General features: G+C 63.3%; 17 protein-coding genes and 1 pseudogene. 7 read left to right on the top strand and 11 right to left on the bottom strand.

Going from position 1 to position 18,422, the window contains the following annotated elements; translation table 11 throughout:
* Positions 1-92 precede the first annotated feature (92 nt).
* Complete coding sequence (locus SB756_RS25850; protein ID WP_410912455.1) at positions 93-1,370, top strand: acetyl-CoA C-acetyltransferase; 1,278 nt, start codon at positions 93-95, stop codon at positions 1,368-1,370.
* A gap of 120 nt (positions 1,371-1,490) precedes the next feature.
* Entirely contained in the window at positions 1,491-2,270 is a 780-nt protein-coding gene (locus tag SB756_RS25855; RefSeq protein ID WP_096425548.1) for an AraC family transcriptional regulator, read from the top strand.
* Positions 2,271-2,335: 65 nt separating this feature from the next.
* On the opposite strand, the gene SB756_RS25860 is transcribed toward SB756_RS25855, so the two are convergent.
* From SB756_RS25860 to SB756_RS25880, 5 genes and pseudogenes are all read right to left on the bottom strand, one after another.
* Entirely contained in the window at positions 2,336-3,103 is a 768-nt protein-coding gene (locus tag SB756_RS25860) for a methyl-accepting chemotaxis protein (protein ID WP_410912468.1), read from the bottom strand.
* A 90-nt stretch (positions 3,104-3,193) separates the two neighbouring features.
* Positions 3,194-4,279: pseudogene (locus tag SB756_RS25865) on the bottom strand (cache domain-containing protein); the annotation flags it as partial.
* Positions 4,280-4,446: 167 nt separating this feature from the next.
* On the bottom strand, positions 4,447-4,857 hold the full coding sequence (gene cueR, locus SB756_RS25870; protein ID WP_016497881.1) for a Cu(I)-responsive transcriptional regulator: 411 nt from the start codon (positions 4,855-4,857) through the stop codon (positions 4,447-4,449).
* Positions 4,854-7,253, bottom strand: coding sequence for a heavy metal translocating P-type ATPase (locus SB756_RS25875; protein ID WP_410912458.1), 2,400 nt, complete (start codon positions 7,251-7,253; stop codon positions 4,854-4,856). The genes cueR and SB756_RS25875 overlap by 4 nt, the downstream gene beginning before the upstream one ends.
* A 52-nt stretch (positions 7,254-7,305) precedes the next feature.
* A complete protein-coding gene (locus SB756_RS25880; protein ID WP_049274448.1) occupies positions 7,306-7,692 on the bottom strand; it encodes a hypothetical protein in 387 nt (128 codons plus the stop codon).
* 144 nt (positions 7,693-7,836) lie between these two features.
* Between SB756_RS25880 and SB756_RS25885 the strand changes: the two genes are divergently transcribed.
* The gene (locus SB756_RS25885; RefSeq protein WP_012270354.1) at positions 7,837-8,034 is read left to right on the top strand and encodes a heavy-metal-associated domain-containing protein; all 198 of its coding nucleotides are present in this window, start codon (positions 7,837-7,839) and stop codon (positions 8,032-8,034) included.
* 245 nt (positions 8,035-8,279) lie between these two features.
* The gene (locus SB756_RS25890) at positions 8,280-9,461 is read left to right on the top strand and encodes a multidrug effflux MFS transporter (protein WP_341797483.1); all 1,182 of its coding nucleotides are present in this window, start codon (positions 8,280-8,282) and stop codon (positions 9,459-9,461) included.
* Here SB756_RS25890 and SB756_RS25895 read toward each other — a convergent pair.
* On the bottom strand, positions 9,412-9,609 hold the full coding sequence (locus SB756_RS25895; RefSeq protein ID WP_080642756.1) for a hypothetical protein: 198 nt from the start codon (positions 9,607-9,609) through the stop codon (positions 9,412-9,414). The two genes, SB756_RS25890 and SB756_RS25895, sit on opposite strands and share 50 nt — an antisense overlap.
* A gap of 487 nt (positions 9,610-10,096) precedes the next feature.
* Here SB756_RS25895 and SB756_RS25900 point away from each other — a divergent pair, with 487 nt between their 5' ends.
* On the top strand, positions 10,097-10,810 hold the full coding sequence (locus SB756_RS25900) for an ArsR/SmtB family transcription factor (RefSeq protein ID WP_049273704.1): 714 nt from the start codon (positions 10,097-10,099) through the stop codon (positions 10,808-10,810).
* 19 nt (positions 10,811-10,829) lie between these two features.
* Here SB756_RS25900 and SB756_RS25905 read toward each other — a convergent pair whose 3' ends face one another.
* From SB756_RS25905 to SB756_RS25925, 5 genes are all read right to left on the bottom strand, one after another.
* Entirely contained in the window at positions 10,830-11,777 is a 948-nt protein-coding gene (locus tag SB756_RS25905; RefSeq protein WP_410912460.1) for an adenosine deaminase, read from the bottom strand.
* 86 nt (positions 11,778-11,863) lie between these two features.
* On the bottom strand, positions 11,864-12,550 hold the full coding sequence (locus tag SB756_RS25910) for an SDR family oxidoreductase (RefSeq protein ID WP_410912462.1): 687 nt from the start codon (positions 12,548-12,550) through the stop codon (positions 11,864-11,866).
* Between the two features lie 366 nt (positions 12,551-12,916).
* Positions 12,917-13,501 (bottom strand): IMPACT family protein, encoded by a 585-nt coding sequence (locus SB756_RS25915; RefSeq protein ID WP_410912464.1) that lies wholly within the window; start codon positions 13,499-13,501, stop codon positions 12,917-12,919.
* Between the two features lie 9 nt (positions 13,502-13,510).
* Positions 13,511-14,173, bottom strand: coding sequence for a TetR/AcrR family transcriptional regulator (locus SB756_RS25920; protein ID WP_043198725.1), 663 nt, complete (start codon positions 14,171-14,173; stop codon positions 13,511-13,513).
* A gap of 90 nt (positions 14,174-14,263) precedes the next feature.
* Entirely contained in the window at positions 14,264-15,184 is a 921-nt protein-coding gene (locus SB756_RS25925) for a LysR family transcriptional regulator (RefSeq protein ID WP_026034606.1), read from the bottom strand.
* Positions 15,185-15,299: 115 nt separating this feature from the next.
* Between SB756_RS25925 and SB756_RS25930 the strand changes: the two genes are divergently transcribed.
* Together SB756_RS25930 and SB756_RS25935 are read left to right on the top strand one after the other, a co-directional pair.
* Entirely contained in the window at positions 15,300-16,646 is a 1,347-nt protein-coding gene (locus SB756_RS25930) for an aspartate aminotransferase family protein (RefSeq protein WP_410912466.1), read from the top strand.
* A gap of 77 nt (positions 16,647-16,723) precedes the next feature.
* Positions 16,724-18,217, top strand: a complete 1,494-nt coding sequence (locus tag SB756_RS25935) for a CoA-acylating methylmalonate-semialdehyde dehydrogenase (protein ID WP_016497893.1) — start codon at positions 16,724-16,726, stop codon at positions 18,215-18,217.
* The last annotated feature ends 205 nt before the right edge of the window (positions 18,218-18,422 follow it).

Genomic DNA, 18,422 nt, shown 5'->3' on the forward strand with positions numbered 1-18,422 from the left:
GAAAGTGTGGACCAACTTTGTGGCAAGGTCGTTCGAATGCGGTAAAAACACCTAGGCTGTACGGATCAAATTGTTTCAGGAGGAACAAGCACATGCGTTCACCTCGCCGGGTCGCGATCCTGGGCGGCAACCGAATCCCCTTTGCCCGCTCCAATGGCGCCTACTCCACGGCCAGCAACCAGGCGATGCTCACGGTCGCCCTCGAGGGCCTGATCGAACGTTATCGCCTGCATGGGTTACGGCTGGGGGAGGTGGTGGCTGGCGCGGTGCTCAAGCACTCACGTGACATGAACCTTACCCGCGAATGTGTACTGGGTTCGCGCCTGTCGCCGCAGACCCCGGCCTACGACATCCAGCAAGCCTGCGGCACCGGGCTTGAGGCCGCGCTGCTGGTGGCCAACAAGATTGCCCTGGGGCAGATCGACTGCGGTATTGCCGGCGGCGTGGATACCACTTCCGATGCACCGATTGCCGTCAACGAAGGGCTGCGCCACCTCCTGTTGCAGGCCAACCGTGGCAAAAGCCTGGGGGAGCGGCTGAAGCCTTTGCTCAAGTTGCGGCCTCACCACCTGAAACCCGAGTTCCCACGCAATGGCGAACCACGCACGGGGTTGTCGATGGGCGAGCATTGCGAGCGCATGGCCCAGGCTTGGCGGGTTGGCCGTGCAGAGCAGGACGAGCTGGCGTTGCTCAGCCACCAGAAGCTGGCCGCCGCGTATGTCGAGGGTTGGCAGGACGACTTGCTGACGCCGTTTCTGTCGCTGACACGGGACAACAACCTGCGCCCGGACCTGAGCCTCGAGCAGTTGGCCAGGCTCAAGCCCGCCTTCGACCGCAGCGGCCAGGGCACGCTGACGGCGGGTAATTCCACACCACTCACCGACGGGGCCTCGGTGGTGTTGCTGGGCACTGAAGAATGGGCTGCGCAGCAGGGGCTTCAGGTGCTGGCTTACCTGGTCGATGGCGAAACAGCTGCAGTGGATTTCGTCACCGGTCGCGAAGGGCTGTTGATGGCCCCGGTGTATGCCGTGCCACGCTTGCTGGCGCGCAATGGCCTGACCCTGCAGGACTTCGACTATTACGAGATCCACGAAGCCTTTGCCGCCCAGGTGCTGTGCACGCTGAAGGCCTGGGAGGATGCCGACTATTGCCGCGAACAGTTGGGGCTGGAGGCGCCGCTAGGGGCGATTGACCGCAGCAAGCTCAACGTCAAGGGCAGCTCGCTGGCGGCCGGGCACCCGTTCGCGGCGACCGGGGGGCGGATATTGGCCAACCTGGCCAAGCTGCTGGCCACGGCGGGGAAGGGGCGTGGGCTGATTTCGATTTGTGCGGCGGGTGGGCAGGGGGTGACCGTTATCGTCGAGCGTTGATTTTTTGCAATACCGCGTCGCCTGCTGCGCGGGTAAACCCGCTCCCACAGGACAGCGCAGATGTCCCCGTGATGTCCACCAGCTGTTAGGCTTGTCTGCTCAGAACTACAAGAAACCGCCATGCCGATCATCGGACATCCTCGCGCTATTCCTGCGCTGGACCACTTGCCCAGGCCCCTCTATGCCCGTGCCGAAAGCCTCGGTGCCGGCTCCTGGACCACCCGCCACCAGCACGACTGGGTGCAGTTTTCCTACGCCATCAGCGGCGTACTGGCCGTGTACACCCGGGACGGCAGTTACTTTGCCCCACCCCAGTGGGGTGTGTGGATCCCTGCCGATGCCGAACACGAAGTGCTGACCTCGATGCAGGCCGAGATGCGCAGCCTGTATGTGCGCCGCGATGCCTGCCCATGGGCACCGGAGCAATGCCGGGTGCTGGAGGTGACGCCACTGGCACGCGAGCTGATCAAGCAGTTCTGCCTGTTCCCGGCGGACTACCCGGAATATGACAGTGCCGAGGCGCGACTGGTGGCGGTGCTGCTCGACCAGTTGCGCACGTTGCCGGAAGTCGGGTTTTCGCTGCCTTTGCCACGTCACCCTGGGTTGCTGGCGCTGTGCAACGGTTTGATCGCCGCGCCGGACCAGCCGCAGACTTTGCAGCAATGGGCGCGGGAGCTGGGGTGTTCGGAGAAGACGCTGATGCGGATGTTCCAGCGCGAGACCGGGTTGAGCTTTCGCAACTGGCGGCAGCGCATGCGGCTGTTGTCGTCGCTGGCGTTGCTGGAGGCGGGGGAGAATGTGACCGAGGCGGCGTTGGGGTGTGGATATGACTCCACCTCGGCTTACATTGCGGCGTTCAAGCAGCTGTTTGGGGCGACGCCGGGGGAGTTGAAGCTGTAGTGCCTGGTTGCCTGAACCGGCCTCTTCGCGGGTTTACCCGCGAAGAGGTCGGTTCAGGCCACACATCAGGTACGGAACCTGCGCACCAGCGAATCCAGCTCATTGGACAGCCCCGCCAGGCTCTCGGAGTCCTGCCGCGCCGCCTGGGCCAGTTCGGCCACCAGCTGCGCATCCCCGTGAATCTGGCTGATATGCCGGTTGATGTCCTCGGCCACCTGGTGCTGTTCCTCGGCCGCCGTGGCGATCTGCGTGTTCATGTCGCGGATCACATCCACCGACTCACGGATTTGCCCGAAGCTGTCGCGGGCCAGGCCGATGCGGCTTACCGACTGCTGCGACACTTCCAGGCTGGCATGCATCTGCTCGGCCACTTCGGCCGTGCGGCTGGCCAGGTTGCCCAGCAGGCCGTCGATTTCGGCAGTGGAGTCGGCTGTGCGCTTGGCCAGGGCCCGCACTTCGTCGGCCACCACGGCAAAACCACGGCCCTGCTCACCGGCACGGGCTGCTTCGATGGCCGCGTTGAGGGCCAGCAGGTTGGTCTGTTCGGCAATCGAGCGGATGGTGCCGAGGATCGACTGGATAGCGTTGCTGTCACGCTCCAGCTGCTGGATCGACTGCGCGGACTGTTCGATCTCGTGGCTCAGGCGGTCGACGCTTTGTACGGCGGCGTCGATCTGCTGCTGGCCCTCGCGTGCTTGCTGCTGACCGCTGTCGGCCGACTGGGCCGCCTGGCTACAGGAACGGGCCACTTCGTTGGCGGTGGCGACCATTTCGTGGAAGGCGGTGGACACCATGTCCACGGCTTCGCGCTGGCGGCCAGCGGCTTCGGCCATGTCGCTGGAAACGCGGGTCGAGCTGCTGGAAGTGCTGAGGATTTTGCCGGCAGCAGCGCCGATGTGCTGGATCAGGCTGCGAATGGCGCCGAGGAACTGGTTGAACCAGCTGGCCAGTTGCGCGGTTTCGTCGCGGCCACGGATTTCCAGGTTGCGGGTCAGGTCACCCTCGCCCTGGGCAATGTCTTCCAGGCCGCTGGTGACGCTATTGATCGGGCGCACGATCAGCTTGGCGAAGCCTGCACCGACCACTGCGAACAGCGCGGCCAGCACCACGGCGATGCCGCCGATCAGCCAGGTCAGCCGGGTGGTGGTCTGCATCACTTCGCTTTGTTCGATCAGGCCGATGAAGGTCCAGCCCAGTTGCTCATCGGGGTAGACGTTGGCCATATAGCGCACGCCATTAAGCTCGACCTCGACCAGGCCTTTGCCTGCCTTGGCCAGCGCGGCATAGCCGTCGCCAAAGCTGGCCAGCTGCTTGAAGTTGTGAGCGGCGTCGCGTGGGTCGACCATGACGTTGCCGTTGCTTTCCACCAGCATCAGGTAGCCGCTTTCACCCAGCTTGATCTGTTTGACGATCTCGGTCAGGCCTTTGAGCGACACGTCGATGTTGACCACGCCGCCGGGGTTGCCCAACTGGTTGGCCACGGCGCGCACGGTGCTGACCAGTACCGCGTCGTCGGCCGCCCAGTAGTAGGCGCCGGTACGCACGGTCTTGCCCGGGTTGGCCATGGCCAGTTGGTACCAGGGGCGGGTGCGTGGGTCGTAATTGACGAACTTTTGCCCGACCGGCCAGCCCGTGTAGCCGCCGTCGTTCACCCCGTAGGACAGGTAGGCATAGGACGGATGCGCGTTGGCCAGGCGGGTCATGAAGTCGAGGAGCTTGCCGGCCTGCTCGCCCAGTTCGTAGGACGGCGCGGCGCTCATGTACTTGTTCAGCTCGCTGCCGGTGGCGGCGACCATTGGCTGCGAAGCCATGTACTCGACGTTCTGGTTGATGCCCTGGAAGAAGATGTTCATCGCGTTGCTGACCTGGCGGATTTCCCGGCTGCTACCGTCGAGGAATCCGTCACGGGCTTCGCCGCGCAGGTTGAGGACCACCAGGGTGGCCACGAGGACGATGGGCAAGCCGGCGATGACCGCGAATGCCCAGGTCAGTTTCTGTTTGATGCTCATCGACGCTCCCGGAATTTTTAATTGTCGACCCACGAGGCAGGTAGCCAGTGCATCGGCAGCATCCGGGTTTTATGTAGGAAAACGCCCGTATTTATTGGATAAAGTCGCGGCTGGTGACTATTCGGTCGCGTTTGGACGCTTATGGCATACCAAAGGCTGATGACCGATCAGTGACAGCAACTTCCAGCAGCACCGTTGGCCAGGTCCTTGAGGATCGGGCAGTCCGGGCGGTCGTCCCCTTGGCAATGCGAAACCAGCTCGCCAAGAGTGTCGCGCAGGCTCACCAGCTCCTCGATACGCCGGTTCAGTTCATCGATGTGCTGCATCGCCAGCGCCTTCACATCGGCGCTGGCACGCTGGCGGTCTTGCCACAGGGTCAGCAGCTTGCCGACCTCTTCCAGGGAAAAGCCCAGGTCGCGGGAGCGCTTGATGAAGGCCAGGCTGTGCAAGTCTTCTGCCTGGTACAGGCGGTAGCCGCTGTCGCTGCGCGTGGCAGGTTTGAGCAGGCCGATGGATTCGTAATAACGGATCATCTTGGTGCTAAGCCCGCTGCGGCGGGCGGCCTGGCCGATGTTCATGGCGCTTCCTCGTTGGTGCTGGTGGGTTTCCACGCCTTGAGCCACAGCGCGTTGCTGACCACGCTGACGCTGGACAGGGCCATGGCGGCGCCGGCCAGTACCGGGTTGAGGTAACCCAGCGCGGCCAGCGGGATGCCGATCAGGTTATAGATGAACGCCCAGAACAGGTTCTGGCGGATTTTGGCGTAGGTCTTGCGGCTGATTTCCAGGGCGGCCGGCACCAGGCGCGGGTCGCCACGCATCAGGGTGATGCCGGCGGCCTGCATGGCCACGTCGGTGCCGCCACCCATGGCAATGCCGATATCGGCGGCCGCCAGGGCCGGGGCGTCGTTGATGCCATCGCCAACCATGGCGACCACGCCATCCAGCTTGAGCGCGGCCACGGTGGCGGCCTTGTCGGCCGGCAGCACTTCGGCATGCACATCGTCGATGCCCAGGGCGTCGGCCACCACTTTGGCGCTGCCGCGGTTGTCGCCGGTCAGCAGGTGGCTGCTGATGTGCTGTGCGTGCAGGGTATTTATGGCTTGCGCGGCGCCGGGCTTGAGGCTGTCACCAAAGGCGAACAGGCCCAGCACACGGGGTTGCGTGCCGCGTTCGATCAGCCACGACAGGGTGCGCCCCTCGGCTTCCCAGGCCTGGGCCTTGGCGTCCAGGTCACCAGGTTGCAGTGCGCTTTCGTCGAGCAGGCGGCGGTTGCCCAGGGCCAACTCGCGGCCCTCTACACATCCGGCGATGCCGCGCCCGGTCAGCGACTGGCTGTCGGTAACGCTTGGCACGTCCAGCTTCTGTTCGGCGCAGGCATCCAGCACCGCCTTGGCCAGTGGGTGCTCACTGCCGCGCTGCAGGGCGCCGGCCAGGCGGTGCAGGTCGGCGCTGTTGCCCACTTGCGCCTGGCTGTGGACAACCCGCGGGCTGCCAGAGGTAAGCGTGCCGGTCTTGTCGAAGACCACGCGGTTGACCGCATGGGCACGCTCCAGGGCTTCGGCATCCTTGATCAGGATACCGTGGCGGGCGGCAACCCCGGTGCCGGCCATGATTGCTGCAGGCGTGGCCAGGCCGAGGGCACAGGGGCAGGCGATGACCAACACAGCAACGGCGTTGATCAGTGCGGTTTCCAACGGTGCGCCGGCCAGCCACCAGCCGATCAGGGTGATCAGGGCCAGTACCAGCACGGCCGGGACGAACACTTGGCTGACCCGGTCGACCAGCTTCTGGATCGGCGCCTTGGCGGCCTGGGCGTCTTCCACCAGGCGGATGATACGGGCCAGCACGGTTTCGGTGCCCAGCGCCTGGGTGCGCACCAGCAACCGGCCTTCGCCATTGATGGCACCACCGGTGACACTGTCGCCGGGTTGCTTGGGCACCGGCAGGCTCTCGCCGCTGATCAGGGCTTCATCGGCATGGCTGCTGCCGTCTTCGACCACACCGTCTACCGGGAAACGCTCGCCGGGCTTGACCAGCACCAGGTCGCCCAGGCGCAACTGCGCGATGGCCACGTCTTGCTCCTGGCCGTCTACTACACGCAGGGCGCGCTCCGGGCGCAGTGCCTCAAGGGCGCGAATGGCGCTGGCGGTCTGGCGCTTGGCACGGCTTTCCAGGTACTTGCCCAGCAACACCAGGGCAATCACCACGGCCGAGGCTTCAAAGTACAGGTGTGGGGCCATGCCGGCAGGGGCCTGCGCCCACTGGTACAGGCTCAAGCCGTAGCCAGCGCTGGTGCCTAGCGCCACCAGCAGGTCCATGTTGCCGGCACCGGCGCGCACGGCCTTCCAGGCGGCTACGTAGAAGCGGGCGCCAAGAATGAACTGCACCGGCGTGGCCAGCAGGAACTGCGCCCATGCAGGCAACATCCAGTGCAGGCCGAATGGCTGCACCAGCATCGGCAATACCAGTGGCAGGGCCAACAGCAAGGCTGCGCCGACTGCCAGGCGCTCTTTGCGCAGGCGGCGCTGGGCAGCGCTTTGGTCGACGTTGGCCGTTTGCGGCAGGCTGGCGCTGTAGCCGGCCTTGTGCACGGTGTCGATCAGCAGGTTGTCATCAACGGCCGCCAGCACTTCAAGGTGCGCGCGTTCGCTGGCAAGGTTGACGCTGACCTGCTCGACCCCGGGCAGCTTGCCCAAGGCGCGCTCTACGCGGCCGACGCAGCTGGCGCAGGTCATGCCGCCAATCTGCAGTTCGATGGTACGGGTGGGCACGCCGTAGCCGGCTTCGCGCACGGCATCGACCAGGGCGGGCAGGCTGTCGGCCGGGGCCTGGACCCGGGCCTGTTCGGTGGCGAGGTTGACGCTGACCTGTTCAGCGCCGGTGACCTTGCGCAGGGCGCGTTCGACCCGGCCGGCACAGCTGGCGCAGGTCATGCCGGAGATCGGCAGGTCATACGTGGTGGATGCGGGCATGGCTCTCCTCCTTGGACAGGCCTCCAGCATCAACCTTGCCATGCAGGTAAGGTCAATAGCCCAGGCCGGCTCGCTTCAACTCAAGCCCATAATGCCCCATGGCGATGCGGTATTTGTTGATCTGGCCCGCCTGCAGGTTCAAGCGTGTGCTGCGTTGGTCTTCGATGCCCGCTGCGCAGCCTGGCATCTGCCCTGGCAAAAGGCGCAGGCGCACATCTACCGGGCCGGGCGGCAGGTTGAACGAGGTGGATTGCTCCTGGAACACACGCCCGGAAAGCTGATCGTTGAGGTAGACGCCGATTTCGCAGTTGGTGGCCACTTCCAGGCGTTCCCGGGAAATGATCAGTACGCTGTAGTCCGAATTGCCCTCGGCACTGGCCGGTGGCACCGCAGCCAGCGCGCTCAATAGCCCGACGACGCCCAATGCTGCCCTGAACATGAAGAATCTCCTGCTTGCCTGATCGTCAAACGCGAAGCTTGGCCGACGCGGGCGCGGATTTCCACCCCAGGTGTTGCTGGCAGGGCTTGACCTTGCCCCGATGGCAAGCTTGAGACTCGTTGAAAACCTGAAGGAGGAAACCCCATGCAAGTGTTCAATGTACAAGGCATGACCTGCGGCCATTGCGTGAAAGCCGTGACCCGCGCGGTGCAGGAGCAGGATGCAGCGGCCAAGGTCGAGATCGACCTGGCAGCCAAGCAGGTACGGGTGCAGAGTGAACTGGCGCAGGAGCAGATCCTTACCGCCATTCGTGATGAAGGTTATCAGGCCGAACTTGCCTGAAGACTTGCCAGTGGGAGACTCACCTGTGGGAGCGGGCGTGCCCGCGAATACCGGCATAGCCGGTGCCATCCACCGCGTTGCCTGATTCGCGGGCACGCCCGCTCCCCACAGGGACCACGGCAATTTTCAGGTTTCGAGCCTGACAGTTGTCCCCGCAAGGCCCAAGTTTGTTGCAAATGTTTTCATACCGATAGGGTCCACAGCAGGTAGAATCAATCACTTGCTTAGCCTGCTATGGATTCCTGATGAACCTGCGAATGGTGCTCATCCTGGGCGCACTCAGTGCGTTCGGGCCCTTGGCGATCGACTTCTACCTGCCCGCCTTCCCGGCCATGGCGCAGGCGTTCGCCACCGATGAAAAACACATCCAGGCCACTTTGGCCGCCTACTTCCTCGGCCTGTCCATCGGCCAGTTGGCGTATGGCCCGGTAGCTGATCGCTTTGGCCGGCGCATACCGCTGATGTTCGGGGTGACCCTGTTCACCCTGGCGTCGCTGGCCTGTGCCTATGCCCCCAACCTCGACACCCTGGTGCTGGCGCGCTTCGTCCAGGCACTGGGCGGTTGTGCTGGCATGGTGCTGTCGCGGGCCATCGTCAGCGACAAGTGCGACCCGGTGGCCTCGGCCAAGGTGTTTTCGCAACTGATGCTGGTCATGGGCCTGGCGCCGATCCTGGCACCGATGCTGGGCGGGGTGCTGGTGAACCTGGCGGGCTGGCAGTCGATCTTCCTGGTCTTGAGCCTGTTCAGTGCCGGCTGCCTGCTGGCGGTCAGCCTTGGCCTGCCGGAAAGCCTGCCTGAGCACATGCCGCGTCAGCCGCTGTCTGGCGCTTTGCGCCAATACCTGCGTTTGATTGCAGACCGGGTGTTCCTTGGCCATGCCTTGACCGGTGGTATCGCCATTGCCGGCATGTTTGCCTACATCGCTGGTTCCCCTTTCGTGTTCATCAAGCTCTATGACGTGCCGGCCGAGCACTACGGCTGGCTGTTCGGCACCAACGCCGCCGGCTTCATCCTGGTGGCACAGGTGAATGCACGTCTACTGGCCAAGCGTGGCCCGGCGTTCCTGCTGGCGCGCGGGGTGTGGGTTTACCTGGCGGCAGGCCTCGCGCTGTTGGGCGTGGCAGCGTTGCAGCCGGCACAGTTGTGGCCGCTGCTGGTACCGCTGTTCATCTGCATCGCCAGCCTGGGCTGCATCATCCCCAACGCCTCTGCCTGCGCCATGAGCGGGCAGGGCGCACGGGCTGGCAGCGCCTCGGCACTGATGGGCTGCCTGCAGTTCAGCGTCGCCGCAGGGGCGGCGGCACTGGTCGGCCTGCTGCATGATGGCAGTGCGGTGCCGATGGCGACGGTGATCAGCTTGTGCGGTGCACTGGCGGTCAGTGTCGCGCTGCTGACCCGACGCTTGCAGGCCAGGCGTCCCGCATAAGCGGGTGAGGTGCCTGCAGGCGGGTTTCGAGCGTGGCGACGAAGGCCCGCGCCTCGGCCTCGCTGCGGAAACTGACCACGTGTTGATCGAGCTGGACCTGCCAGGGGCAGGCAGGATTTCGGCTCGATGCACTGACGACAATTTTCATCGCGGCAAACCTCCAGAAGGGGTAGCCGCTCAAGTGTAGCGCCGCCCTTCGTGGCTGCCACGGGCTGCATCAGTGTCCTGACTGACGGTCGACAGGCGCATTTACTCTCCCTGTTTCCCGCTTTGGGCGTAATGCCCGCAAACCCGCAGAACCTTCGCTTCGTTGCGCGCTATTTGCGGAACATGGCTGTGGGCCATATCTGAAATTGCAGCCGGTCTTTTTTCATCAAGATGTTTCTACGCCGCTGTACGCGTATATCGGACCTTTGGTTGACCGGGTTCCGGGCAGTTTTCCGAGGCTGTTTCACTGTTTGCCAAGGGTAGGCATACCCAGTGGTTTTTCGCCGCAGGTATATCGGCAGGTGAGCGTCTGAACGGCGTTTGCTGCGGCCTATACTGGCGACCCAGGCCAGTGACAGCGAGAGGTGCTTCCCCGCCAGGGTTGGCCATCGCATCCACACCGTGAACTTGCAGGGAGTTACAGGGATATGAACGCAGCCAGCAGTATCAGCCAGATTGCCAGCCTGATGGCCGACCCGAAGCGCAGTGCCATGTTGTGGGCATTGATCGACGGCACGCCACGGCTGGCCAATGAGCTCGCGATAATGACCGGCCTGACTTCGTCATCGGCATGCGCGCACCTTTCGTTGCTGTCGTCGGCCGGGTTGCTCAGGCATGAAGCACGTGGCCGCAAGCGCTATTTCCGCCTGGCGACACCGCAGGTCGGGGCCGCCGTGGAGGCCTTGGCCAGCGTTCAGCTGGAGGGCGCCAGGGGGGAGCAGGCCAAGGCGCCGGTATCACCGTTGCCCATGTCGATGCGCCGCGCTCGCCGTTGTGGCGATCACCTGGGTGGGGAGCTGGCCAGTGAGCTGTACCATCGCGTGGTGGTGGCCGGCTGGCTGGAAGGCAGCGGCCGACAGTTGATGGTAAGTGACGAGGGGCGGGCGCAATTGGCGCTTGTCGGGGTCTACATCGATGCCCTGGCGCCACACCAGCAACGTGGTTGCGTGATCTGTCGTTGCACCGAGTGGAACGACCAGGCCCCGCACCTGGGTGGCGTGCTGGGCCAGGCCTTGTTCAGGCTGTTTCTGCAATCTGGCTGGATGCGCGAGGCCGAGGACACGCGGGCATTGCATATCTCGGCGCTGGGTATCCAGCAGATCAATCGCATAGCCCGCGTGGCGACGTTGCAGGTCGGCTGAGCGCAACGGCGTCGGTCAATCAGACCAGCCGGGCATCCAGGCTGTTCTGCGCCAGCCGACGGGCCTGGTCTTCGGTCATGCCCAGGTGGGTGTGCAGGGCGTGGAAGTTTTCCGTCACGTAGCCGCCGAAGTAGGCCGGGTCGTCCGAGTTGACCGTAACCTTCACGCCGCGTTCGAGCATGTTCAGGATGTTGTGCTGGCTCATGTGGTCGAACACGCAGAGCTTGGTGTTGGACAGCGGGCACACGGTGAGCGGGATCTGCTCATCGATGATGCGTTGCATCAGGCGCTCGTCCTCGATGGCGCGAACACCGTGGTCGATACGCTTGATCTGCAACAGGTCGAGCGCTTCCCAGATGTACCCGGGCGGGCCTTCTTCGCCGGCATGGGCAACGGCAACAAAGCCTTCGCTGCGGGCCCGGTCGAACACGCGTTTGAACTTGCTTGGCGGGTGACCCATTTCCGAGCTGTCCAGGCCGACGGCGATGAACGCGTCGCGGAACGGCAGGGCCTGGTCGAGGGTTTTTTGCGCTTCCTCTTCACTGAGGTGGCGCAGGAAGCTGAGGATCAGGCCACTGCTGATGCCCAGTTGCTTGCGGCCGTCGTTCAGCGCCTGGTTGATGCCATTGAGCACCACTTCGAAAGGGATGCCGCGGTCGGTGTGGGTTTGCGGGTCAAAGAACGGTTCGGTGTGGATCACGTTCTGGGCTTTGCAGCGTTGCAGGTAGGCCCAGGTCAGGTCGTAGAAGTCCTGCTCGGTACGCAGCACATCCGCGCCTTGGTAATACAGGTCGAGAAACTCCTGCAGGTTGTTGAAGGCATAGGCACCGCGCAGGGTCTCCACATCGGCCCAGGGCAGGGCGATCTTGTTGCGCTCGGCCAGGGCGAACAGCAGCTCGGGCTCCAGCGAGCCTTCCAGGTGCAGGTGCAGTTCGGCCTTGGGCAGGGCGTTCAACCAGTCATACATAGTGGGGCATCTCAATCAGGTACGGTTGCCGCCATTCTACAGGGCCTGGCCGGGCATTGCGCCCGGCCAGGCTGCGACCCGGTGAATCACCAGACCAAGGGTTCGCCCTTGTAGTTGATGAAACGCAGGCCGCCGTTGCCGCTTTGTGCGTTGATCTGGTCGAGCATGCCGCGGGTGCTGGTGAACACGTCGATTTCGGCGTTTTCGCCGCCCATGTCGGTTTTCACCCAGCCCGGGTGCATGGCCAGCACGCACAGGTCGGGGCGCTGTTGTTCAACCACGAAGCTGTTGATCATCGAGTTAAGCGCTGCCTTGCTGGCCTTGTAGAGGCAGATTTCGCCACCGTCGGGGATGGTTACGCTGCCCAGGATCGAACTCATGAAGGCCAGCACCCCGCTGCCCTCGCGCACCTGGCCGACCAGGCGGCGGGCCACGCGGATCGGCGACACGGCATTGGTCATGAACAGGTCGCCGATGTCCTTGTTCTGAACCGTCTCCAGGTCTTGCGGCAGGGCGCCCATGACGCCCGCATTGACGAATACCAGGTCGAACACCTGGCCTTGCAGGCGTTGTTTCAGCCCATCGAGTTGGGCGGTGTCGTTCATTTCCAGCTGTTCGATGCGCACGCCGGTCACGTCCGCCAGGGCGCCGGGTTGCTGCGGGTTGCGCACGGTGGCAGTGATGCTCCAGCCGTCTTCGTTCAGGCGTTGCACCAGGCCCAGGCCAAGCCCGCGCGAGGCGCCGATGATGAGGGCAGTTCTTGAAGTAGCCATAGGAACATTCCTTTATCGGTGTGGGAAAAGGAATTGAGCATACGTCACGGCGAATACGCGTGCCTGGTTTGCGTCTGGTTAAAAAATGGTCAGTTTCGTCTGGGCCTTGCGGGGCCGGGCGCTTCGCCCGTTGGCGCACGGGTTATCCACAGGCTGGTCCACAGTTATTGTGTGCAAGGTGAGCAGGGGGGGGCGGCTTGGATGGGCGGTTCGCTGGGGATAAGTCGCGGACATTCAGCAGTTTACGACTGTCATCAAATAGTGATCAAAATATGATCAAAGCTCTGGGGGCCTCGAAATCACTAGCCTGCAAGAGAGTGCCCCAAGCTTATCCACAGGCAGGCCCACAGTTGTTGTGGGCAATGTTCAGCATGCTTCGAGCAGGATGCGCCCGCGGCTCAGGTCGGCCAGTTGCTGCTGCAGTGGCGCCCTGTGGGCATCACCAAGCGCGATCAGCAGGTCTACGCCATTGGCGGTGAACTGTTCATCCAGTACCAGGCCGTCCACCTCCGCCAGGCGCAGTTTCACCAACGCAAGTTCGCTGAAACTGCAACTGCAGGTGAATTCGCTGCGCTGCACCAGCAGCCGCTTGGGTGCCTGTTGCAGGCACTTGTTGGCGCCGCCGCCATAGGCCCTCGCCAGGCCGCCGGTACCCAGCTGGATACCGCCGTACCAGCGGATCACCAGCACCACGACCTGGTCGCAGTCCTGCGCTTCGATGGCAGCCAGGATCGGCCGGCCTGCGGTGCCGCCGGGTTCGCCGTCATCGTTGCTGCGGTACTGCGCGCCGAGCTTCCAGGCCCAGCAGTTGTGTGTCGCGGCCAGGTCGCTGTGGCGTTCGATAAAGCTCATCGCATCGGCGGCACTGCTGATCGGCCCGGCGAGGGTGATGAAGCGGCTTTTGCGGATGTCCTCGCGGTATTCGCAGAGGTCGAGCAGGGTAGAAGGCATAAATGACGGTTACACAGCGGGCTTGATGCCGCAGCCTTTCAGAATGATGTGGATAAGGTTGTTGCTTGCGTCTTCCATGTCCTGCTTGGTCAGGCGACTGCGGCCGGTAACCTGGCAGATCTGGGTAGCGAAGTCGGCGTAGTGCTGGGTGCTGCCCCAAAGCAGGAAGATCAGGTGCACCGGGTCGACAGGGTCCATCTTGCCGGCGTCGATCCAGGCCTGGAACACGGCAGCCCGGCCGCGGAACCACTCGCGGTAGTCGGCACTGAAATATTCGGTCAGGCAGGTGCCACCGCTGATTACCTCCATGGCGAAAATCCGCGAGGCCTGCGGGTTGCGGCGCGAGAACTCCATCTTGGTGCGGATGTACTGGCTCAGGGCTTCCCCGGGGTCGTCCTCGACGCTCAAGGCGTTGAAGGTACTGTCCCACAACTCGATGATGTTGCTGAGCACGGCAATGTACAGGCCCAGCTTGTTGGTGAAGTAGTAGTGCAGGTTGGCCTTGGGCAATTCCGCCTTGAGGGCGATGGTGTTCATGCTGGTGCCCTTGAAACCATGGCGGGCGAACTCGTCTTCGGCGGCCTGGATAATGGCCTGTTCGTTTTTCTGGCGGATGCGGCCCGCGGGCTTGCCCGAGGCGGAGAGGCGGTGCGCAGGGACTTCTAGGGTCATGGACGATTCCGTACGGGTCAGTGGCTGCGGCTGTCGGACAAGATTACCTGCCTGCGCCGAAGTGACAAGCGTTTGCGGCACAGACTGGCATCAACGTGTCGCAGCCAGGCTGTCGAGGAAGCTTTCCAGTACCAGGTTGGGCCGCCGGCCCTTGCGCGTTACCCAGCTCAGGCTCAGGTCATAGAAGCGCTGTTGGGGCTTGAGGGCGCGCAAGCGGCCTTGCTGCACCCAGAATGTGGCGTAGTGGTCGGGCAGGTAGCCAATGTAGCGCCCGGTGAGGATGAGAAACGCCATGCCTTCGCGGTCTGAAGCACTGGCCGTGCAGTTCAGCGCCTGGTAATGGGCCTGGATGTCGGCGGGCAGGCGGAAGGTGGGGGTGATGGCTTCCTGGCTGTTGAGGCGGTCGTCGTCGACCTGTTGGTCGTCGGCATAGAACAGCGGGTGGCCGACCGCGCAGTACAACAGCGAGCGTTCGCTGTACAACGGCTGGTACTCAAGGCCCGACAGCGGGCTGGTCTGAGGTACCACACCAACATGCAGGCTGCCGTCGAGCACGCCGTGTTCGACCTGGCTGGGTGCGATCATCCGGATCTGGATACGTACATCGGGCCCGCGGTCCTTGAGTTCGGCCAGGGCATGGGTGATGCGCATGTGCGGCAGGGTGACCAGGTTGTCTGTCAGGCCAATGTTCAACTCGCCACGCAAGTGCTGGTGCAGGCCGTTGACCTCGGTGCGGAAACTTTCCAGGGCGCTGAGCAGTTGCAGTGCCGAATGGTAGACCTCGCGGCCTTCCTCGGTCAGCGAGAAACCGGCGCGGCCACGCTGGCACAGGCGCAGGCCAAGGCGTTGCTCCAGGTCGTTCATTTGCTGGCTGATGGCCGAGCGGCCAATGCCCAGCACGTTCTCGGCGGCCGAAAAGCCACCGCACTCGACCACGCTGCGGTAGATCTTCAGCAGGCGGATGTCGAAATCGCTGACTTGGGCGAGTGGATCGGGGCGTCGGCTCATCAGTTTAGTCACGGCCTGTCTGAAGATTAGAAATGTTGGCTTTTTCAGACTTTATCGCCGTGCCAATTTAGCTGCAACAACATACATCGTTGCCTAATCGTCTTTCGAGGAACCGCCGATGAACATGCCCGAAACCGCTCCCGCCGGTATCGCCAGCCAGCTCAAGCTGGATGCCCACTGGATGCCTTACACCGCCAACCGCAACTTCCACCGCGACCCACGGTTGATCGTGGCGGCCGAAGGCAACCACCTGGTCGATGACCAAGGGCGCAAGATCTTTGATGCGCTGTCTGGCCTGTGGACCTGCGGCGCCGGGCACACCCGCAAGGAAATCACTGACGCGGTGACCCGTCAGCTGAGTACCCTGGACTATTCCCCGGCGTTCCAGTTTGGCCATCCGCTGTCGTTCCAGCTGGCGGAAAAGATTGCCGATCTGGTTCCTGGCGACCTAAACCACGTCTTCTATACCAACTCCGGTTCCGAGTGCGCCGACACCGCGCTGAAGATGGTGCGTGCCTATTGGCGCCTGAAAGGCCAGGCGACCAAGACCAAGATCATCGGCCGTGCCCGCGGCTACCATGGCGTGAACATCGCCGGTACCAGCCTGGGTGGCGTGAACGGTAACCGCAAGATGTTCGGCCAGTTGCTGGATGTCGACCACCTGCCTCACACCGTGCTGCCGGTGAACGCCTTCTCCAAGGGCATGCCGGAGGAGGGCGGTATTGCCCTGGCTGACGAAATGCTCAAGCTGATCGAGCTGCACGATGCCTCCAACATCGCTGCGGTGATCGTCGAGCCGCTGGCGGGGTCCGCCGGTGTACTGCCGCCGCCTAAGGGTTACCTGAAGCGCCTGCGTGAAATCTGCACCCAGCACAACATCCTGCTGATCTTCGACGAAGTGATCACCGGCTTTGGCCGCATGGGCGCGATGACCGGTGCTGAAGCCTTCGGCGTGACCCCGGACCTGATGTGCATCGCCAAGCAGGTAACCAACGGCGCCATCCCGATGGGCGCGGTGATTGCCAGCAGTGAGATCTATCACACCTTCATGAACCAGCCGACGCCGGAATACGCCGTGGAATTCCCGCACGGCTACACCTATTCGGCCCACCCGGTGGCCTGCGCCGCCGGTATCGCCGCGCTGGACCTGCTGCAGAAGGAAAACCTGGTGCAGTCCGCCGCCGAGCTGGCGCCGCACTTCGAGAAGCTGCTGCACGGCGTGAAGGGCACCAAGAACGTTGTCGATATCCGTAACTACGGCCTGGCCGGCGCCATCCAGATCGCCGCCCGTGACGGTGATGCCATCGTCCGCCCGTACGAAGTGGCGATGAAATTGTGGAAGGCAGGTTTCTATGTACGCTTCGGTGGCGACACCCTGCAGTTCGGCCCAACGTTCAACACCACGCCGCAGGAACTGGATCGCTTGTTCGACGCCGTCGGCGAAAACCTGAACCTGATCGACTGATCTTTCCGATTTCGATGCCAGGCGCGCGCATGTATAGATAGCGCGCCTGCCTCTACCTTCTATATCCGGAGTTTTGCATGAGCATTGTTCAGCACCTGATCCATGGCGAGCTGGTTTCCAAAGGTGAGCGCACCGCCGATGTCTTCAACCCGTCCACCGGCCAGGCTGTACGCAAGGTCGAGCTGGCCAGTCGCGCGACCGTGCAGGAAGCGATCGACTCCGCCAAGGCGGCCTTCCCGGCCTGGCGCAACACCCCACCGGCAAAGCGCGCCCAGGTAATGTTCCGCTTCAAGCAACTGCTGGAGCAGAACGAAGCCAAGATCTCGCAGATGATCAGCGAAGAGCATGGCAAGACCTTGGAAGACGCAGCCGGCGAACTGAAGCGCGGCATCGAGAACGTCGAGTTCGCCTGCGCAGCGCCAGAAGTATTGAAAGGCGAGTACAGCCGCAACGTCGGCCCGAACATCGATGCCTGGTCCGACTTCCAGCCGCTGGGCGTGGTCGCTGGCATTACCCCGTTCAACTTTCCGGCCATGGTGCCGCTGTGGATGTACCCACTGGCCATCGCCTGCGGCAACGCTTTCATCCTCAAGCCGTCCGAGCGTGACCCCAGCTCGACCCTGTACATCGCCCAGCTACTGCTGGAAGCCGGCTTGCCGAAGGGCATCCTGAACGTGGTGCACGGTGACAAGGAGGCGGTGGATGCGCTGATCGAAGCGCCAGAAGTAAAAGCACTGAGCTTTGTCGGTTCAACGCCGATCGCCGAGTACATCTATGCCGAAGGCACCAAGCGCGGCAAGCGCGTGCAAGCCTTGGGTGGCGCGAAGAACCACGCGGTACTGATGCCGGATGCCGACCTGGACAATGCCGTCAGCGCACTGATGGGCGCGGCCTACGGTTCGTGCGGCGAGCGCTGCATGGCCATTTCGGTGGCGGTATGCGTGGGCGACCAGGTGGCCGATGCCCTGATTGCCAAGCTGGAACCGCAGATCAAGGCACTGAAGATTGGTGCCGGCACTTCGTGCGGCCTGGACATGGGCCCGCTGGTAACGGCTGCTGCCCGTGACAAGGTAGTGGGTTACATTGATGACGGTGTTGCTGCCGGCGCCAAGCTGGTGGTGGATGGCCGCGGCTTCCGTGTGGCCGGTAATGAAGATGGCTACTTCGTGGGTGGCACCCTGTTCGACAAGGTGACCCCGGAGATGCGTATCTATAAAGAAGAGATCTTCGGCCCGGTGCTGTGCGTGGTGCGTGTGAACAGCCTGGAGCAGGCGATGCAGCTGATCAATGATCACGAGTATGGCAACGGTACCTGCATCTTCACCCGTGACGGTGAAGCGGCGCGCCTGTTCTGCGACGAGATCGAAGTGGGCATGGTGGGTGTGAACGTGCCGCTGCCGGTGCCGGTGGCTTATCACAGCTTTGGTGGCTGGAAGCGTTCGCTGTTCGGTGACCTGCATGCCTATGGCCCGGACGGAGTGCGCTTCTATACCCGTCGCAAGGCGATTACCCAGCGCTGGCCGCAGCGTGCCAGCCATGAAGCGTCGCAGTTTGCATTCCCTAGCCTTTAAGGGCAGGTAATTAAAGCGGGGAGGCCGAAAGGCCTCCCCGCTTTGTTTTTGGGGGGGGCGCCTCGGGCATTTCAGCTTTGTTCGCCTTGGGTCTCACAGGCGCTGAATGCGTTGTACGGGCCTTTCTAGGTATTTCCCGCTTATATTTCAGTTTCTTGAAATTAAAGGTTGACGCCCTTCCGAATCCCCTTATAATGCGCCCCAC

The organism is Pseudomonas sp. SIMBA_068, assembly GCF_046534705.1.
GTDB lineage: Bacteria > Pseudomonadota > Gammaproteobacteria > Pseudomonadales > Pseudomonadaceae > Aquipseudomonas > Aquipseudomonas putida.

Excerpts from the sequence above, each read along its gene's own strand:
- SB756_RS25850 (WP_410912455.1), top strand. The coding sequence starts at position 93 with ATGCGTTCACCTCGCCGGGTCGCGATCCTGGGCGGCAACCGAATCCCC.
- SB756_RS25855 (WP_096425548.1), top strand. The coding sequence starts at position 1,491 with ATGCCGATCATCGGACATCCTCGCGCTATTCCTGCGCTGGACCACTTG.
- SB756_RS25860 (WP_410912468.1), bottom strand. The coding sequence starts at position 3,103 with ATGGCCGAAGCCGCTGGCCGCCAGCGCGAAGCCGTGGACATGGTGTCC.
- cueR (WP_016497881.1), bottom strand. The coding sequence starts at position 4,857 with ATGAACATCGGCCAGGCCGCCCGCCGCAGCGGGCTTAGCACCAAGATG.
- SB756_RS25875 (WP_410912458.1), bottom strand. The coding sequence starts at position 7,253 with ATGCCCGCATCCACCACGTATGACCTGCCGATCTCCGGCATGACCTGC.
- SB756_RS25880 (WP_049274448.1), bottom strand. The coding sequence starts at position 7,692 with ATGTTCAGGGCAGCATTGGGCGTCGTCGGGCTATTGAGCGCGCTGGCT.
- SB756_RS25885 (WP_012270354.1), top strand. The coding sequence starts at position 7,837 with ATGCAAGTGTTCAATGTACAAGGCATGACCTGCGGCCATTGCGTGAAA.
- SB756_RS25890 (WP_341797483.1), top strand. The coding sequence starts at position 8,280 with ATGAACCTGCGAATGGTGCTCATCCTGGGCGCACTCAGTGCGTTCGGG.
- SB756_RS25895 (WP_080642756.1), bottom strand. The coding sequence starts at position 9,609 with ATGAAAATTGTCGTCAGTGCATCGAGCCGAAATCCTGCCTGCCCCTGG.
- SB756_RS25900 (WP_049273704.1), top strand. The coding sequence starts at position 10,097 with ATGAACGCAGCCAGCAGTATCAGCCAGATTGCCAGCCTGATGGCCGAC.
- SB756_RS25905 (WP_410912460.1), bottom strand. The coding sequence starts at position 11,777 with ATGTATGACTGGTTGAACGCCCTGCCCAAGGCCGAACTGCACCTGCAC.
- SB756_RS25910 (WP_410912462.1), bottom strand. The coding sequence starts at position 12,550 with ATGGCTACTTCAAGAACTGCCCTCATCATCGGCGCCTCGCGCGGGCTT.
- SB756_RS25915 (WP_410912464.1), bottom strand. The coding sequence starts at position 13,501 with ATGCCTTCTACCCTGCTCGACCTCTGCGAATACCGCGAGGACATCCGC.
- SB756_RS25920 (WP_043198725.1), bottom strand. The coding sequence starts at position 14,173 with ATGACCCTAGAAGTCCCTGCGCACCGCCTCTCCGCCTCGGGCAAGCCC.
- SB756_RS25930 (WP_410912466.1), top strand. The coding sequence starts at position 15,300 with ATGAACATGCCCGAAACCGCTCCCGCCGGTATCGCCAGCCAGCTCAAG.
- SB756_RS25935 (WP_016497893.1), top strand. The coding sequence starts at position 16,724 with ATGAGCATTGTTCAGCACCTGATCCATGGCGAGCTGGTTTCCAAAGGT.